Origin of the sequence: Pseudomonas moorei, assembly GCF_008801475.1 — a bacterium.
Classification (GTDB): Bacteria; Pseudomonadota; Gammaproteobacteria; order Pseudomonadales; family Pseudomonadaceae; genus Aquipseudomonas; species Aquipseudomonas moorei.
The window spans coordinates 60,272-76,399 of the sequence record NZ_VZPP01000016.1 but is presented as its reverse complement, the minus strand read 5'-3'; the positions used below and the strand labels follow the sequence as shown (position 1 = coordinate 76,399).

Sequence of the window (16,128 nt, the reverse complement as noted above, 5' to 3'; positions counted from 1 at the left end):
CAGTTGGTTGAGGTGTATCTGTAGCGACAAAAAATGTTTATGTAGCAGTCATCACAAAAACTCATTCACCCCACTTCATCTCGCCCTTGGCCACCTTGGCGCTCAACTCCAGGGAGCTTTCGTCACCCAGGGTCGGGAAGCGCTTTTTCATCGCGGCGATCAGCGCGGCAGAATCCTTGGCCTTGGCGGTTTCTTCGTCGAAGGCCTTGATGTAATCGGCCGTGAATTGCACAGCCGCCAGGGAACGGGCGCTGTCACCGAGGTAATGACCCGGGATGATGGTTTTCGGCTTCAGGGTTTCGATCGACTGCAGCGTAGCCAACCAATCGGCGTGGGACTGCGGGGTTTGGGTATCGGCCATCCACACATGGATGTTTTCTGCCACCACCACACCACCGACCACGGCCTTGATCGATGGAATCCACACGAAGCTGCGATCCGGTTGCCGGCCCTCAAGACCGACTACCTGCAGTTTCTGCCCTTCGAGCATCAGGCTGTCGCCTTTTAGCACCTGCGGAACGATGGTTTTGGCCGGAACATCCGCCCCCATTTTCGGGCCCCAGAATGCCAGTTTGCGGTCGACGGTGTGCTTGATGTGCTCAACGGTCGGCCGGGAAGCGAGCACTTTGGCTTTGGGGAAGGCAGCGGTCAGGGTGTCGAGACCGAAGTAATAATCCGGGTCGCCGTGACTGATGTAGATGATGGTCAGTTGCTTGCCGCTGGCGCGGATTTTTTCCACCACCTGTTCGGCCTGGGACTTGCCGAATTGGGCATCCACCAGAATGGCCTCTTTCTCCCCGCTGACCAGCACCGACGACACCGGAAAAATAGCCTTATCGCCAGGGTTGTAAACATCCAGTGTCAACGTCGATGCAGCAGCGTGAGTGGCAAAACCCAAGGCGGCGCCGGCCAGTAAAACGCGTTTGAGAGTGGTGAAACCAATCATCTGTTGCTCCGTAATCCAATGGCTGTCGTGGTCCCTTGCAGGAGCGAGCTTGCTCCTACAGGGAACGCAGCTTAGTTGCACGGTTCAGTACAAAAAATGCGATGCTGGAACATAGTTTGTTTCTGAAAGCGGGCAAATCATGGATCGTCTACAAGCAATGCGGGTGTTCGTCACGGTGGTCGACCTCGGTAGCCAGTCGGCCGCCGCCGATCATCTGGAGCTATCCCGGCCGGTAGTTTCGCGGTATCTGGCGGAGCTGGAAGACTGGGTCGGCGCGCGCTTGATGCACCGCACCACACGCAAGTTGAGCCTGACAACCGCCGGCAGTGAAATCCTGCCCCGATGCCGGCAAATGCTCGAATTATCCAGCGACATGCAAGCCGCCGTCAGCGAACCGGACGAAGCTCCGCGCGGCCTGCTGCGGGTCAGCGTCAGTACTTCATTCGGTCAGGCGCAGCTGGCCGACGCCATGGCGGCATACGTCAAGCGCTACCCCGGCGTGAGCATCGACATGCAGATGCTCGATCGCACCGTGAACCTGGTCGATGAGCGCATCGATCTGGCGATTCGCACCAGCAATGACCTGGACCCCAACCTGATCGCCCGCCGACTGACCGTCTGCCGCTCGGTGATCTGCGCCTCCCCCGCCTACCTGCGCGAGCACCCCGCACCGCAACGGGTCGAGGACCTGAGCCAGCACAATTGCCTGACCCATTCCTACTTCGGCAAAAGCCTGTGGCATTTCGAACAGGACGGCGAAGAGGTCTCGGTGCCCGTCCAGGGCAACATCAGCGCCAATGAAGCCAGCACTCTCATGCGCGCGGCGATGGCCGGCGCCGGGGTGGCGATGCTGCCGACCTATCAGGCTGGCGTGCACATCCATAGCGGCGAGTTGGTTCGCTTGCTGCCAGGGGCCGAGCCGCGACAGATGAGCGTGTACGCGGTGTACGCCTCGCGCAAACACATGCCGGCGGCATTGCGCAGCCTGCTGGATTTTCTGGTGGTGAGATTCCCCGAAGAACCGGTGTGGGATGTCGGCCTGTAAGCTCCGTTCCCTGTACGAGCTGGCAACTCAGTAGCGCTGACCTATGCTCAAAGTAATACCGAAAGGTATTCGTTCAGAGGTCAGCGCCATGAACATCAAAACCAGAAGGTACCTCGCCATCTTCATCACCTGCGCGGTCACGCTCGGGCTCTATGGCGCTGCGGCCTGGCGGGTCGAGCAGTTACGCAACCTGCCCCGTGAATACGCCAGCTGCAACTTCGAGCGCTGCATTCCACACAACGCGACCCTCAACGCCCTGCGGTAAACGAAGAGGTCAGGCCTCGTTGCCCTGATCGGCCTTCAAGCGGTCGCGGAAAGCCTTGGGCGAGATCCCCACCCGGCGTCGGAACAGGCGCGTGAAGTTGGTCGGATCTGAAAACCCCAACACGTCGGACATTTCATAAATGGTCATGCTGGTGTAGGTCAGCAAGCGCTTGGCCTCCAGCAACTGGCGTTCGTGCATGATCTGCAACGCCGGCTGGCCGGCCAGTTCGCGACAGGTGCCATTGAGGTGGGACACGGAAATCCCCAGTCGATGGGCCAGATCCTCGACCTTGACGTGTTGGCGATAGGTTTCTTCCACCAGTTGAATGAACCCGTTGAGATATTCCCGGGCGCGTTGTGGTCGCTGCGTGGCGTTACGACGCTGAATCACCTGGCGGCTGATCCATACCATGATCACGCTGACCAGCGAATGCATCAGCATTTCCCGCGCCGGCTGGTGCCCTGTGTATTCGGCTTGCAAGGCCGAAAACAGGCTGTTGAGGTACTCGCTGTTCTCGCCCGCCGGGTAGCTCTCGGCCTGGGCCAGTGCATTTACCGACTGCCCCAGTTGCGCCTGCAGGTGCGCGATCAGCGGCGCCGCCAGGGTCACGACAAAGCCTTCGACATCTTCGGAAAAACGATAGCCATGCACCGATAACGGCGGCAGGACCAGGATTGCCGGTTCGCTCAGCTGCGTACGTTTGCCTTCGATTTCAAGCTCTGCCTGACCTTTGAACACGAAGAGCAACTGGCATAAATCGGCGTGGCGATGGGGTTTGATTTCCCATTGATGTTCGCGGCTGCGTTTGGAAATGGTTTCACAGTGCAGCAAGTCGGGGGTTGGCCAATCCAGGCTTTCACCGTAGAGCTTGAACACTGGAATCGAAGGCAGGTCAGGCTTGTTCATCACTTCAATCCAGGCCTCGGAATAGATGACGGGCGATAATCGCACCGATTGGCAGAATGTACAGGTATCGGCTCAGTTTTCACCTTCAATTGACAGACCCGCAAGTGAAAAATGCAAGCACTCGATCCATAAAAATCACTCACCGACCCTGGTCGTGTGCAGCTTGCGAGTCATAAAAACAATGAAAATCCTGAAAACCCAAGTCGCCATCATTGGCGCCGGTCCTTCCGGTCTGCTGCTCGGTCAATTGCTGCACAACGCCGGCATCGACACCCTCATTCTCGAACGTCAAAGCCCGGATTATGTGCTCGGGCGAATCCGCGCCGGGGTCCTCGAACAAGGCATGGTAGAGCTGTTGCGCCAGGCCGGCGTGGGTCAGCGCATGGACGCCGAAGGATTGCCCCACGGCGGCTTCGAACTGGCCCTCGACGGACGCCGGATCCACATCGATCTGCACGCCCTGACCGGCGGAAAAAACGTGATGATCTACGGCCAGACCGAGGTCACCCGCGACCTGATGGCCGCTCGTCAGGTCGCCGGCGCCCAGACGATTTACCAGGCAAGCCACGTCGTGCCCCACGGCATGAAAACCGATGAAGCGTTTGTCACCTTTGAAAAAGACGGCGAACAGTATCGCCTCGACTGCGATTACATCGCCGGATGCGACGGCTTCCATGGCGTGGCGCGGCAGTCGATTCCCGCCGAGTGCCTGAAGGTCTTCGAACGGGTCTATCCCTTCGGCTGGCTGGGGATTCTTGCCGACACGCCTCCGGTCCACGAAGAACTGGTCTATGCCCGCCATGAGCGAGGTTTTGCCCTGTGCAGCATGCGCTCGGCGACCCGCACCCGTTATTACTTGCAGGTGCCGGCTGACGAAAGCGTCGAGAACTGGTCCGATCAGCGCTTCTGGGATGAGCTTAAATGCCGTCTGCCACAAGCTTTGGCAGACAACCTGGTGACCGGACCGTCGATCGAGAAAAGCATCGCGCCACTGCGCAGTTTCGTGGTTGAGCCTATGCAATACGGGCGGATGTTCCTGGTCGGCGACGCGGCGCACATCGTCCCGCCCACCGGTGCCAAGGGCTTGAACCTGGCTGCCAGCGACGTCAGCACACTGTTCAATATCCTGCTGAAGGTTTACCGCGAAGGCCGTGTCGACCTGCTGGAAAAGTACTCCGAAGTCTGCCTGCGGCGAGTGTGGAAGGCTGAACGGTTTTCCTGGTGGATGACCTCGATGCTGCACCGCTTCGATGATCATGATGCCTTTAGCCAGCGCATTGCCGAGTCGGAGCTGGAGTACTTCGTTGATTCTGAGGCTGGCCGGAAAACCATTGCAGAAAATTATGTCGGCCTTCCGTATGAGGCTATCGAATAGCCTGCTACCGACTTACACTGGCGAGCATCCCCGCTCGCCTTGCCACTTGCGGGTTATCACTGCCCGCAGGTTTTCCTCGTGACCAATCTCAAACAGCCTGAAACGCCCAAACCGGCCATCCGCAGCGTATTGATCGCCCTGATGCTGGCGATTTTCCTCGGTGCCCTGGACCAAACCATCGTCGCCGTGTCGATGCCGGCCATTTCCGCGCAGTTCAAGGACGTCAGTCTGCTGGCCTGGGTGATTTCCGGGTACATGGTGGCGATGACGGTCGCGGTGCCGATCTACGGCAAACTGGGCGATTTGTATGGGCGTCGCAAGTTGATGCTGTTCGGCATGGGCTTGTTCACCCTCGCGTCGTTGTTCTGCGGCATGGCCCAGAGCATGGAGCAACTGGTGCTGGCGCGGATTTTTCAGGGCATCGGCGCTGGCGGCATGATCTCCGTCAGCCAGGCGATCATCGGTGACATCGTGCCGCCACGGGAACGCGGTCGCTATCAGGGCTATTTCAGCAGCATGTATGCGGTGGCCAGCGTGGCCGGTCCGGTGCTGGGTGGCTACATGACTGAATACTTGTCCTGGCGCTGGGTGTTCCTGATCAACCTGCCGCTGGGCCTGGGTGCCTGGCTGGTGGCCAATCGCACCTTGGTCGGCTTGCCGGTTCCACAGCGCAAGCCAGTCATCGATTACCTCGGCACCCTGCTGATGATCATCGGGCTGACGGCGTTGCTGCTGGGCATTACCCAGGTTGGTCAGGGTCATTCATGGCGCAGCGCCGAAGTGCTGGCCCTGCTCGGTTGCGCAGTGTTCGTGCTGGGTTTGTTCGTGGCCTATGAACGACGGGCACCGGAACCGTTGCTGCCCATGCATCTGTTCGCCAATCGCAATGCGGTCCTGTGCTGGTGCACGATTTTCTTTACCAGTTTCCAGGCGATTTCGTTGATCGTGCTCATGCCGCTGCGCTTTCAGAGCGTCACCGGTGCCGGCGCCGACAGCGCGGCCCTGCATCTGCTGCCGCTGGCCATGGGTTTGCCGATCGGTGCGTATTTCGCCGGCCGTCGTACGTCTGTGACCGGACGCTACAAACCGATGATCCTGACCGGCGCCGTGCTGATGCCGATCTCGATTCTCGGTATGGCCTTCAGCCCACCCCAGGCGTTTTTGCTCAGCAGCCTGTGCATGTTGCTCTGCGGCATCGCCGGGGGCATGCAGTTTCCGACGTCACTGGTGGGCACACAGAACTCAGTGGAACAACGTGACATCGGCGTCGCCACCAGCACCACCAACCTGTTCCGGTCGCTGGGCGGCGCGGTGGGCGTTTCGGTGATGTCGGCGCTGCTGCTGGCATTGTTGCAGGATTCGAGTTTCGCGCACCTCGCCGGCTCGTCGCTGATTGCCGAAGGTCATTCGGGGAATGTGCTGCTGGACGGTTTGAACGCTGCGGCGGGTGATACACAAAACGCTCTGCGGGCCGAACTGCTGCTGACGTTTCGGCATTTATTGATGGTCAGCGCGGCGGTGTCGTTGCTGGGGCTGGCGGCGGCGATTGCCATGCCGAACATGCTGTTGCGCGGGCGTGAGGACAAAGTCCGGTAGTTGGACCGCGTCGCCTGCCATCGCGAGCAAGCTCGCGATGGCGTCATTGACAGACACCACATCCTCAAGGGCTGTAATACCCCACAGCCACCAGAAAATGCCCGACTTTTTTCAGGTAGGCGTGCTTGTCCTCGACCTTGCCGGTCACCGGATTTTTCCAACGATATTCGTACTCGCCGTAATCCTGCCTGGCGATCAATGCCAGAATCGGCTCGCCCACCGGTTTGCCTTCGGGGTCGTTGATCTTGCTGAAATCGGTGTTGATCAAGCGCAGGTTGGTGCCGTGGGCGACGTAACGCCGGGTATTGAGATCGACCACAAACACATACAGGTCATCCTGCAAATAACCGCCCTTGAGGGAGTTGATGGCCTTCAGGGTGCCCTTGTCGTCCTTGGCCAGATCGGCGGCGGCTTTATTCAGCAGGGCCATGGCCTGTTCCGCCGACGCCCGGGGCAAGTAGTAACCGACCGCAATGATCCGCTGGCCCACGCGCTGGTAGAACACATGCTTGCGCTCGACCTTGCCGTCGGCCCAGTTCTGCCAGCGGTATTCCGCCTGTTGAATGCCATTGCCCTCTGGCACTTTCAGGGCGTCCTTGAAGGTTTTCTGCAAATCCGGTCCGAGCACATCAGAGACATCACGGCCAATCAGCGCCGAAGACGGCCCGCCACTGGCGAGCATGACGCCCTTGGTGTCGAGCACAAAGACATAGCGGTCCTTATCGACAAATTCGCCCTGTCGGCTGAACGCCGCGAAGGCCTTGTCGCCATTCTCGTGGTAATAGGCCAGGGCTTTTTCCAGCAAGGCGATGGCCGCCTGACTGTCAGCCTTTTCTGTGTCGGCGGCTTGGACCTGGCCCAGACACAGCAAAAGCATGCTGCCCAGCCAGGCCAACTTGTGCAGAACCCCCATTGCGCATTCCTCGTTCTTGATGCTGTTTCAAGAGCGTAGACGCGATGGGGATATGCACGAGTATTCAGGATCCGCAGTGAACGGATCGGGGCGGCTTCGCCACCCAGCGGGAGCAAGCTCCCTCGCCACAAAGTCTGCCGGCCCGCGCGATTACTGGCGGGCGCGCAGTTGCTGCTGCAGGTTCTGGATCTGCGCCTGAAGGGTATTGATATTGCGAGTGACCTGGCTGCGGAACGCATCGAACTCCACGGTGTTGGTCGAGCCTTGAACCGGCGTCGGGCGATTGTCCTGTTCGCTTTTGAGCACCACGATCTCCTGCTCCAGACGCTCGATGGCAGCGCTCGGATTGCCTTGCTTCTTCAGTGCAGTGATGTCGGCACCGAGGCTTTTCAGCTGGGCATCGAATTTTCCCGTGTCTGCCGGGGCACTCTTCAGTGCGGCCACGTCGCTGATCAACACTTTGACCTGGGCCTGCAACTGCGTGTTGGCGGCTTGGTGCTCAGTGCTTTGCGCGGTGATTTGCGTCAGGCGCTTGTCCAGATCGGTGGTTTGCGCCGTCATCTGCGCCAGGCGCTTGTCCAGTTCCGAGGTTTGCCCGGCCACGCCTTGTTGCTGCTGGCTCTGGTCCTGCAGCCTGCTTTCCAGCTGTTTGATTTGCAGCTTCAGGGCTTCGCTGTCGCTGGTGACGTTGGTCTGACTGGCGACGACCTTGCCGGAAATGTCCTGCAAGCGCCCCGCCGCTTCCTCACTGATACGGGCGAAGCTTTCCTGGGTAGCCACCAGTTGCTGCTCCATCAGCGAGATCTGTTGAAAGCTCCACCAGGCCAGCCCCGCGAAGGCAAAGAACAGAGCCCCGACCAAGGCCCACAACGGCCCGGTGCTCGGGCCTTTGGCCTGCACTACCGGCACGGGCCGTGAGTGCACGGAGGTACGCTTGGTGACCGGAAAATCATCGTCGTCGAGGCTGTCGGCACGCAGGCTCGGTACATCGTCGAAGTCATCATTGGCATCGTTACGCATGGACATTGAGTCAACCTTTGTGAAACGCGGTGATAGCTGGATGTGGCGAGTATAACCTTCACTGCCGCACCGATTGACCTTCACCCCCCGGCTCGGTTCAGTGCCGCGCTGCTCAGCGAATATCCTGGGCCTTCCACCAGCCGCAGAACTCATCCAGCGCCGTCCACAGACTGACCTTGGGGTCGTAGTCCAGATAATGCCGGGCGCGACTGATGTCCAGGGTGAAATTTTTGTTCATGACCTGCATGCCCAGCCGCGACAAGGTCGGTTCGGGGCGCCCCGGCCACACTTTGCAGACGCCCTCATTGAGTGCGGCGACGGTGTAGGCCAGGCCGTAGGAACGGTAGCGTGTTACTTGTGGGACTTCCATTTTGCGCATGACGTAATTGACCACGTCCCACAATGGAATCGGTGTTCCGTTGCTGATGTTGTAGGCCTTGCCCAAGGCCGAACCACTGGCCAGCAAACTGCTGAGCAACGCTTCATTGAGGTTCTGCATGCTGGTGAAATCGACCTTGTTCAGGCCGTTGCCGACAATTGCCAGGCGTCCCTTGCGCTGCATGTTCAGCAAGCGCGGGAAGATGCTCATGTCACCGGCACCGGTGACGAAACGCGGACGCAGGGCCAGGGTTTCGAGGCCGAACTCCTGGGCACCGAAGACCTTTTGCTCGGCCAGGTATTTGGTCGCGGCATAAGGATGCTTGAAGCGTTTGGGCACCTGTTCTTCGGTCAACCCCAGGTGATCGCGACCATCGAAATAAATCGACGGCGACGACAAATGCACCAGTCGCCGGACCCGCTGCTTCAGGCAGGCTTCGACTACGTTTTCAGTGACCTGGACGTTGCCTTGGTGAAAGTCCTGATAACGTCCCCACAAACCGACGGCACCGGCGCAATGCACCACGGCCTCGACGTCGGAACACAGGTCGCGCGCCAGTTCAGGATCACTCAAGTCGCCCTGGATGAACTCGGCGCCGCGCCGCACCAGATGCTCCACTCCTTCGGCCCGGCGACCGTTGACCCGCACATCAAGGCCCTGCTCCAGGGCGAAACGCGCAAAACGCCCGCCGATGAAACCGCTTGCGCCGGTGACCAGAATCTTCATGTATTGCTCCGAATATTTCGTTTTGCGTATTGCGAGAGGTCTTGACGCTGCCCGTCAGTCCAAGGGCACCAGCCATTGTTTCGACGCGCGCACCAATTGATCGGTAAGAAGCCCCAGCAATTGACCGCCATTGCGCCAATGATGCCAGTACAGCGGCACGTCGATCGGTTTATCTGGCAAAAGCTCCAGCAACACACCGCGTTCCAGCTGTTCACGAACCTGCAATTCGGGCACCAGCCCCCAGCCGAGGCCCGCTTCGGTAAGACGGATAAAACCCTCGGAGGACGGGCATAAATGGTGCTCGAATCCACCATCGACGCCGAGAGACGCCAGGAATCGATGCTGCAGGAAATCATCCGGGCCAAACACCAGCGCGGGTGTTCGAGCCAACTGATCGGCGCGCACACCTTGAGGAAAATGCCGCGCAATAAACGCCGGGCTGGCCAACGCCCGGTAGCGCATCGCCCCCAGCAATACGCTACGGGCGCCCGCCACCGGCCGCTCGCTGGCACAGAGGCATGCAGCCACTTCACCTGCGCGCATGCGTTTGAGGCCCACGGTCTGGTCTTCAACCACCAGATCCATCAACAGATGTTGCTCCGCGCAAAAATCCCCCACGGCCTGCGCCCACCAAGTGGCCAGGCTATCGGCATTGAGGGCGATACGCAGGCGCTCCGGCAGGCCTTCTTCGTCCAGCGCCGGCACCAGGCTCTGCAAATCGCGCTCAAGCAAACGCACCTGCTGCACATGGTTAAGCAGACGCCGGCCGATTTCCGTCGGCGATGGCGGCGTGCCCCGCACCAGCACCGGTTGACCCACTCGCGCTTCGAGCAATTTGATGCGCTGGGAGATGGCCGATTGCGACAACCCCAGCACCTGGGCGGCGCGCTCGAACCCGGCCTGCTCGACCACGGCGGCCAGAGCCGAAAGCAATTTATAGTCGAACATCAGTTTTCCTAATGAGCGATCAGCAAGATTGGTTTTTCTTATACAGCCTGAGACCGGAGAATGACCAGCAAGAACTCTTGAACAAGGAACATCCCCATGGCTGGCGAAACTTCACTGGCAACGCTGCTGCGCAGCATGAGCCCGCAACTCAATGCCGGCGAGTACGTGTTCTGCACCTTGCATGACGGTCAATTGCCGGCAGGCCTGGACATCATCGGCAGCTTTCGTGAGCAGGAAGGTCTGACCGTGATTCTCGAACGTTCCCGCGCCGAGCAGGCCGGTTTCGCTTTCGATTACGTCGCGGCCTGGATCACCCTCAATGTGCATTCAGCCCTCGAAGCCGTCGGCCTGACCGCCGCATTCGCCACGGCACTGGGCCAGGCCGGCATCAGTTGCAACGTGATCGCCGGCTACTACCACGACCATTTGTTTGTCGGCCAGGCCGATGCCGAACGCGCCATGCAAGTGCTGCGCGATCTGGCAGCCAACGCGGAGTAATCATTATGTGGCAAAGCTATGTGAACGGCCTGCTGGTGGCCTTCGGACTGATCATGGCGATCGGTACCCAGAATGCGTTTGTGCTGGCCCAAAGCCTGCGTCGGGAACACCACCTGCCGGTGGCGGCACTCTGTGTGGCCTGCGACGCATTATTGGTGGCCGCCGGGGTTTTCGGCCTGGCGACGGTACTGGCGCAAAACCCGACCTTGCTGGCCGTCGCCCGCTGGGGTGGCGCGGCGTTTCTGGTGTGGTATGGCAGCCAGGCGTTGCGCCGGGCCTGCTCGAAACAAAGCCTGCAACAGGGTGAAAACCAGACCGTGCGTTCGCTGCGGGCGGTCATGCTCAGCGCGCTGGCGGTGACCCTGCTCAACCCGCACGTCTACCTGGATACCGTGTTGCTGATCGGCTCCCTCGGCGCCCAGCAGACAGAGCCCGGCGCCTATGTGGTGGGGGCGGCCAGTGCCTCGTTGCTGTGGTTTTTCACCCTGGCGCTCGGCGCGGCATGGTTGGCGCCCTGGCTGGCCCGCCCCAGTACCTGGCGCATTCTTGACCTGTTGGTGGCCGTGATGATGTTTGCCGTAGCGCTGCAACTGATTACCGCCGGGTGATTTATTCCAAACAGCTCTGGAACCTCTATTCCACACAGTTGTTGCGTGGTTATGCCGCACCCCCGGTGCTATGATCCGAGACCTGCGCCGCAAAGAGTACAAACTCCCCGGCGCTAGTCTGGCCGCCCGTGATCGGCCTTGCGCTCACCGCACCTGACCTGATTAGGAGATCCACCATGGCTTTCGAATTGCCGCCACTGCCTTACGCACACGATGCACTGCAGCCGCACATTTCCAAGGAAACTCTGGAATACCACCACGACAAGCACCACAACACCTACGTCGTGAACCTGAACAACCTGGTGCCAGGCACCGAGTTCGAAGGCAAGACCCTGGAAGAAATCGTCAAGTCTTCCTCGGGCGGTATCTTCAACAACGCCGCTCAGGTCTGGAACCACACTTTCTACTGGAACTGCCTGGCACCAAACGCCGGCGGTCAACCAACCGGCGCTCTGGCTGAAGCCATCAACGCTGCTTTCGGTTCGTTCGACAAGTTCAAGGAAGAATTCAGCAAGACTTCCATCGGCACCTTCGGTTCCGGTTGGGGCTGGCTGGTGAAAAAGGCTGACGGTTCCCTGGCCCTGGCCAGCACCATCGGCGCCGGCAACCCGCTGACCAACGGCGACACCCCGCTGTTGACCTGCGACGTCTGGGAACACGCTTACTACATCGACTACCGCAACCTGCGTCCGAAGTACGTCGAAGCGTTCTGGAACCTGGTCAACTGGAAATTCGTAGCTGAGCAGTTCGAAGGCAAAACCTTCACCGCTTAAGCTTGATGCCCAGTCAAAAAACCCGGCTTTTTAGCCGGGTTTTTTTATGGGGCACAGGTGAGCCAGGCAGCGATGGGGCCGCCTTCGCTGGCAAGCCAGCGCCTCCAGAGAAACCAGCGTTTGTACCCTTGCTCCAACGCCACAGGCGTCTAACATCAACAAGAAGGAAATATCTCGACGCCCCCCTCAAGTTGAAGGACTCGACAACCGACACAGTACTAATCGGGCAGAAATTCCAGACAACAGCATTTCGGCCAAGCTGCCGGCAAAATCCCGCAAGGTAAATTGTCCCTTTGACTGCCATCGCGGGATTGCCAATACTCATGGCAACTTGATGCTACCCGCACGGAACAAGGAATAACCCTTTGAAGCTGGAACTCAAGAACAGCTTGTCGGTGAAGTTGCTCCGGGTCGTGCTCCTGTCGGCATTGATCGTCGGCGTGGTCTTGAGCTGCGCGCAGATCGTTTTCGATGCTTATAAAACACGCCAGGCCGTCGCAGCCGATGCCCAACGCATCCTCGACATGTTCCGCGACCCTTCGACCCAGGCCGTCTACAGCCTGGACCGGGAGATGGGCATGCAGGTTATCGAGGGACTGTTTCAGGATGATGCCGTGCGCCAGGCCTCCATCGGCCATCCCAACGAAGCCATGCTCGCGCAAAAATCACGCGAGTTGCAGCACTCCAGGAGCCGATGGCTGACCGATCTGATCCTGGGCAAGGAGCGCACCTACACCACCCAACTGGTGGGTCGCGGCCCCTACAGCGAGTATTACGGCGACCTGAGCATCACCCTCGACACCGCCACCTACGGGCAAGGTTTCATCGTCAGTTCGGTGATCATCTTCATTTCCGGCGTGTTGCGCGCCCTGGCGATGGGCCTGGTGCTGTACCTGGTCTATCACTGGCTGCTGACCAAACCCTTGTCGCGGATTATCGAGCACCTGACCGAAATCAATCCGGACCGCCCCAGCGAACACAAGATCCCGCAGCTCAAAGGCCACGAGAAAAACGAACTGGGTATCTGGATCAATACCGCCAACCAGTTGCTGGAATCCATTGAGCGCAACACCCACTTGCGCCACGAGGCGGAAAACAGCCTGCTGCGCATGGCCCAGTACGATTTCCTCACCGGCCTGCCCAACCGCCAGCAATTGCAAACGCAACTGGACAAGATCCTCGTCGACGCCGGCAAATTACAGCGGCGGGTCGCCGTATTGTGCGTCGGTCTGGATGATTTCAAGGGCATCAACGAACAGTTCAGCTACCAGACCGGCGACCAGTTGCTGCTGGCCCTTGCCGATCGTCTGCGGGGACACAGCGGTCGCCTCGGCGCCCTGGCCCGTCTGGGCGGCGACCAGTTCGCCCTGGTCCAGGCCGATATCGAACAACCCTACGAAGCCGCAGAACTGGCGCAAAGCATCCTCGACGACCTGGAAGCGGCGTTTGCCCTTGATCATCAGGAAATCCGCCTGCGCGCCACCATCGGCATCACCCTCTTCCCCGAAGATGGCGACAGCACCGAGAAACTGCTGCAAAAGGCCGAGCAGACCATGACCCTGGCCAAGACTCGCTCGCGCAATCGCTATCAGTTCTATATCGCCAGCGTCGACACCGAGATGCGGCGCCGTCGCGAACTGGAGAAAGACTTGCGCGACGCCCTCATCCGCGGGCAGTTCTACCTCGTCTATCAACCGCAAATCAGTTATCGCGATCACCGGGTAGTGGGCGTGGAAGCGTTGATTCGCTGGCAGCATCCCGAGCACGGGCTGGTTCCACCCGACTTGTTCATTCCGCTGGCCGAACAGAACGGCACCATCATCGCCATCGGCGAGTGGGTGCTGGATCAGGCCTGCAAACAACTGCGCGACTGGCATGACCAGGGGTTCAGCGAGCTGCGTATGGCGGTGAACCTGTCCACCGTGCAACTGCACCACGCCGAGCTGCCGCGGGTGGTCAACAACCTGCTGCAAATGTACCGCCTGCCACCGCGCAGCCTGGAGCTGGAAGTCACCGAAACCGGCCTGATGGAAGACATCAGCACCGCCGCCCAGCACTTGCTCAGCCTGCGCCGCTCCGGCGCGCTGATTGCGATCGATGACTTCGGAACCGGTTATTCATCGCTGAGCTATCTGAAAAGCCTGCCCCTGGACAAGATCAAGATCGACAAGAGCTTCGTTCAGGACCTGCTCGATGACGACGACGATGCAACCATCGTTCGCGCCATCATCCAGTTAGGCAAGAGCCTGGGCATGCAGGTGATTGCCGAAGGCGTGGAAACCGCCGAACAGGAGGCTTACATCATTTCCGAAGGCTGCCACGAAGGTCAGGGTTATCACTACAGCAAACCGCTGCCGGCGCGGGAACTGGGCGCTTACTTGAAACAGGCCCAGCGCAGCAACGCCGCTATCTTGTGATCGGGTATCAAACGCGCCTCACTCACCACGTTAGGCGCGAGCTCGCGATGGACGTCAACGATGACGTGGGCTGTCTGAAAGAATGCAATGCCTGGACGCTGATCGTGAGCAAGCTGACTCCTGCAGGGTGGAGTGTGCTCCGGTGCGAATAAGAAATATTTTCAAGAACGACCTTTACACATAATGCGAAAGATTTGCATTATGTCGCAGTTTTGCGCGCCGGGCGCGCCCTACCACCCCCCTTTCGAAGCAGGATGTTCGCCATGATTCGTATGCCTCTGGCTACCGCCAGTCTGTTGGCCATCGCAATTTCCCTCGCCGGTTGCGGTGAAGGCAAAGACAAGGAAAAAACTGCTGCCCCCGCGCCGGTTTCCAGCACTGCCGCCGCGCCGGCCGCTGTGGGCAACGTCGACGAAGCCGCGGCCAAAGCCGTTGTCGCGCATTACGCTGACATGGTTTTTGCTGTTTACAGCGATGCCGAATCCACCGCGAAAACCCTGCAGACCGCCGTCGACGCCTTCCTCGCCAAGCCGAATGCCGACACCCTGAAAGCGGCCAGGGCCGCCTGGGTTGCAGCCCGCGTTCCTTACCTGCAGAGCGAAGTGTTCCGCTTCGGCAATACCATCATCGACGACTGGGAAGGTCAGGTGAACGCCTGGCCACTGGACGAAGGCCTGATCGACTACGTCGACAAATCCTACGAGCATGCCCTGGGTAACCCCGGCGCCACCGCCAACATCATCGCCAACCCTGAAATTCAGATCGGTGAAGACAAGGTCGACGTGAAAGACATCACCCCGGAAAAACTCGCCAGCCTGAACGAGTTGGGCGGTTCCGAAGCGAACGTCGCCACCGGCTACCACGCCATCGAATTCCTGCTCTGGGGCCAGGACTTGAACGGCACCGGCCCTGGCGCCGGCAACCGTCCTGCCTCGGACTACCTGGAGGGCGCCGGTGCCACTGGCGGCCACAACGATCGTCGTCGCGCCTACCTCAAAGCCGTGACCCAACTGCTGGTCAGCGACCTTGAAGAAATGGTCGGGAACTGGAAGCCGAACGTGGCCGACAACTACCGCGCCACCCTGGAAGCGGAACCGGCTGAAACCGGCCTGCGTAAAATGCTGTTCGGCATGGGCAGCCTGTCCCTGGGCGAACTGGCGGGCGAGCGCATGAAGGTTTCCCTGGAAGCCAACTCCCCTGAAGACGAGCAGGACTGCTTCAGCGACAACACCCATAACTCGCACTTCTACGATGCCAAAGGTATCCGTAACGTTTACCTGGGCGAGTACACCCGCACCGACGGCACCAAAATGACCGGCGCCAGCCTGTCGTCCCTGGTGGCCAAGGCCGACCCCGCCGCCGACGCCGCACTGAAAGCCGACCTGGCCGCCACCGAAGCCAAGATCCAGATCATGGTTGATCACGCCAACAAGGGTGAGCACTACGACCAGTTGATCGCGGCCGGTAACACCGCCGGCAACCAGATCGTACGTGACGCCATTGCCGCCCTGGTCAAGCAGACCGGTTCGATCGAAACCGCCGCTGGCAAACTGGGCATCAAGGATCTGAACCCGGACAACGCTGATCACGAGTTCTGATCAACGCTGGCTGCAAAAAAGGCGACCTTCGGGTCGCCTTTTTGCCTGAATTTTCAGTGATGTTGATGACCCGACTTACCCGTGATGGCCGTGACGCGGTCTCACCCGAATCCTG

The 16,128-nt window shown here is 59.8% G+C and carries 15 protein-coding genes; 9 read left to right on the top strand and 6 right to left on the bottom strand.

Features of this window, described 5'->3' with window-relative positions; genetic code table 11:
* Positions 1–61 precede the first annotated feature (61 nt).
* Positions 62–946 (bottom strand): MBL fold metallo-hydrolase, encoded by an 885-nt coding sequence (locus tag F7R06_RS26160; protein WP_090324840.1) that lies wholly within the window; start codon positions 944–946, stop codon positions 62–64.
* Positions 947–1,085: 139 nt separating this feature from the next.
* Between F7R06_RS26160 and F7R06_RS26155 the strand changes: the two genes are divergently transcribed.
* Together F7R06_RS26155 and F7R06_RS30815 are read left to right on the top strand one after the other, a co-directional pair.
* Positions 1,086–1,991, top strand: coding sequence for a LysR family transcriptional regulator (locus F7R06_RS26155; RefSeq protein ID WP_212613252.1), 906 nt, complete (start codon positions 1,086–1,088; stop codon positions 1,989–1,991).
* Between the two features lie 88 nt (positions 1,992–2,079).
* A complete protein-coding gene (locus F7R06_RS30815) occupies positions 2,080–2,256 on the top strand; it encodes a hypothetical protein (protein ID WP_162837843.1) in 177 nt (58 codons plus the stop codon).
* Between the two features lie 9 nt (positions 2,257–2,265).
* On the opposite strand, the gene F7R06_RS26150 is transcribed toward F7R06_RS30815, so the two are convergent.
* Positions 2,266–3,162 (bottom strand): helix-turn-helix domain-containing protein, encoded by an 897-nt coding sequence (locus F7R06_RS26150; protein ID WP_090324844.1) that lies wholly within the window; start codon positions 3,160–3,162, stop codon positions 2,266–2,268.
* Positions 3,163–3,352: 190 nt separating this feature from the next.
* Here F7R06_RS26150 and pobA point away from each other — a divergent pair, with 190 nt between their 5' ends.
* Positions 3,353–4,537 carry a 4-hydroxybenzoate 3-monooxygenase gene (pobA, locus tag F7R06_RS26145; protein WP_174552504.1) on the top strand — a complete coding sequence of 395 codons (1,185 nt, stop codon included), beginning with the start codon at positions 3,353–3,355 and terminating at the stop codon, positions 4,535–4,537.
* Positions 4,538–4,615: 78 nt separating this feature from the next.
* Positions 4,616–6,133 carry an MDR family MFS transporter gene (locus F7R06_RS26140; protein ID WP_090324847.1) on the top strand — a complete coding sequence of 506 codons (1,518 nt, stop codon included), beginning with the start codon at positions 4,616–4,618 and terminating at the stop codon, positions 6,131–6,133.
* 64 nt (positions 6,134–6,197) lie between these two features.
* On the opposite strand, the gene F7R06_RS26135 is transcribed toward F7R06_RS26140, so the two are convergent.
* From F7R06_RS26135 to F7R06_RS26120, 4 genes are all read right to left on the bottom strand, one after another.
* Complete coding sequence (locus F7R06_RS26135) at positions 6,198–7,046, bottom strand: cache domain-containing protein (protein ID WP_090324848.1); 849 nt, start codon at positions 7,044–7,046, stop codon at positions 6,198–6,200.
* Positions 7,047–7,196: 150 nt separating this feature from the next.
* On the bottom strand, positions 7,197–8,072 hold the full coding sequence (locus F7R06_RS26130) for a coiled-coil domain-containing protein (RefSeq protein ID WP_090324850.1): 876 nt from the start codon (positions 8,070–8,072) through the stop codon (positions 7,197–7,199).
* A gap of 106 nt (positions 8,073–8,178) precedes the next feature.
* A complete protein-coding gene (locus tag F7R06_RS26125; protein WP_090324852.1) occupies positions 8,179–9,171 on the bottom strand; it encodes an NAD-dependent epimerase/dehydratase family protein in 993 nt (330 codons plus the stop codon).
* Between the two features lie 54 nt (positions 9,172–9,225).
* Complete coding sequence (locus F7R06_RS26120) at positions 9,226–10,119, bottom strand: LysR family transcriptional regulator ArgP (protein WP_090324853.1); 894 nt, start codon at positions 10,117–10,119, stop codon at positions 9,226–9,228.
* Between the two features lie 96 nt (positions 10,120–10,215).
* On the opposite strand from F7R06_RS26120, the gene F7R06_RS26115 reads away from it, so the two are divergent.
* The 5 genes from F7R06_RS26115 (at position 10,216) to F7R06_RS26095 (ending at position 16,013) form a co-directional block, all read left to right on the top strand.
* Entirely contained in the window at positions 10,216–10,617 is a 402-nt protein-coding gene (locus tag F7R06_RS26115; RefSeq protein ID WP_090324855.1) for an ACT domain-containing protein, read from the top strand.
* Positions 10,618–10,622: 5 nt separating this feature from the next.
* Positions 10,623–11,225: a LysE/ArgO family amino acid transporter gene (locus tag F7R06_RS26110; protein WP_090324857.1), complete on the top strand. Its 603-nt coding sequence runs from the start codon at positions 10,623–10,625 to the stop codon at positions 11,223–11,225.
* Positions 11,226–11,401: 176 nt separating this feature from the next.
* On the top strand, positions 11,402–11,998 hold the full coding sequence (locus F7R06_RS26105; protein ID WP_008156084.1) for a superoxide dismutase: 597 nt from the start codon (positions 11,402–11,404) through the stop codon (positions 11,996–11,998).
* 365 nt (positions 11,999–12,363) lie between these two features.
* Positions 12,364–14,415, top strand: coding sequence for a putative bifunctional diguanylate cyclase/phosphodiesterase (locus tag F7R06_RS26100; protein WP_090324858.1), 2,052 nt, complete (start codon positions 12,364–12,366; stop codon positions 14,413–14,415).
* 263 nt (positions 14,416–14,678) lie between these two features.
* Positions 14,679–16,013: an imelysin family protein gene (locus tag F7R06_RS26095; RefSeq protein ID WP_090324860.1), complete on the top strand. Its 1,335-nt coding sequence runs from the start codon at positions 14,679–14,681 to the stop codon at positions 16,011–16,013.
* Positions 16,014–16,128: the final 115 nt, after the last annotated feature.

What these genes read in the sequence shown, in the direction of transcription:
- F7R06_RS26160 (WP_090324840.1), bottom strand. Translation starts at nt 946, where the DNA reads ATGATTGGTTTCACCACTCTCAAACGCGTTTTACTGGCCGGCGCCGCC.
- F7R06_RS26155 (WP_212613252.1), top strand. Translation starts at nt 1,086, where the DNA reads ATGGATCGTCTACAAGCAATGCGGGTGTTCGTCACGGTGGTCGACCTC.
- F7R06_RS30815 (WP_162837843.1), top strand. Translation starts at nt 2,080, where the DNA reads ATGAACATCAAAACCAGAAGGTACCTCGCCATCTTCATCACCTGCGCG.
- F7R06_RS26150 (WP_090324844.1), bottom strand. Translation starts at nt 3,162, where the DNA reads ATGAACAAGCCTGACCTGCCTTCGATTCCAGTGTTCAAGCTCTACGGT.
- F7R06_RS26135 (WP_090324848.1), bottom strand. Translation starts at nt 7,046, where the DNA reads ATGGGGGTTCTGCACAAGTTGGCCTGGCTGGGCAGCATGCTTTTGCTG.
- F7R06_RS26130 (WP_090324850.1), bottom strand. Translation starts at nt 8,072, where the DNA reads ATGTCCATGCGTAACGATGCCAATGATGACTTCGACGATGTACCGAGC.
- F7R06_RS26125 (WP_090324852.1), bottom strand. Translation starts at nt 9,171, where the DNA reads ATGAAGATTCTGGTCACCGGCGCAAGCGGTTTCATCGGCGGGCGTTTT.
- F7R06_RS26120 (WP_090324853.1), bottom strand. Translation starts at nt 10,119, where the DNA reads ATGTTCGACTATAAATTGCTTTCGGCTCTGGCCGCCGTGGTCGAGCAG.
- F7R06_RS26115 (WP_090324855.1), top strand. Translation starts at nt 10,216, where the DNA reads ATGGCTGGCGAAACTTCACTGGCAACGCTGCTGCGCAGCATGAGCCCG.
- F7R06_RS26110 (WP_090324857.1), top strand. Translation starts at nt 10,623, where the DNA reads ATGTGGCAAAGCTATGTGAACGGCCTGCTGGTGGCCTTCGGACTGATC.
- F7R06_RS26105 (WP_008156084.1), top strand. Translation starts at nt 11,402, where the DNA reads ATGGCTTTCGAATTGCCGCCACTGCCTTACGCACACGATGCACTGCAG.
- F7R06_RS26095 (WP_090324860.1), top strand. Translation starts at nt 14,679, where the DNA reads ATGATTCGTATGCCTCTGGCTACCGCCAGTCTGTTGGCCATCGCAATT.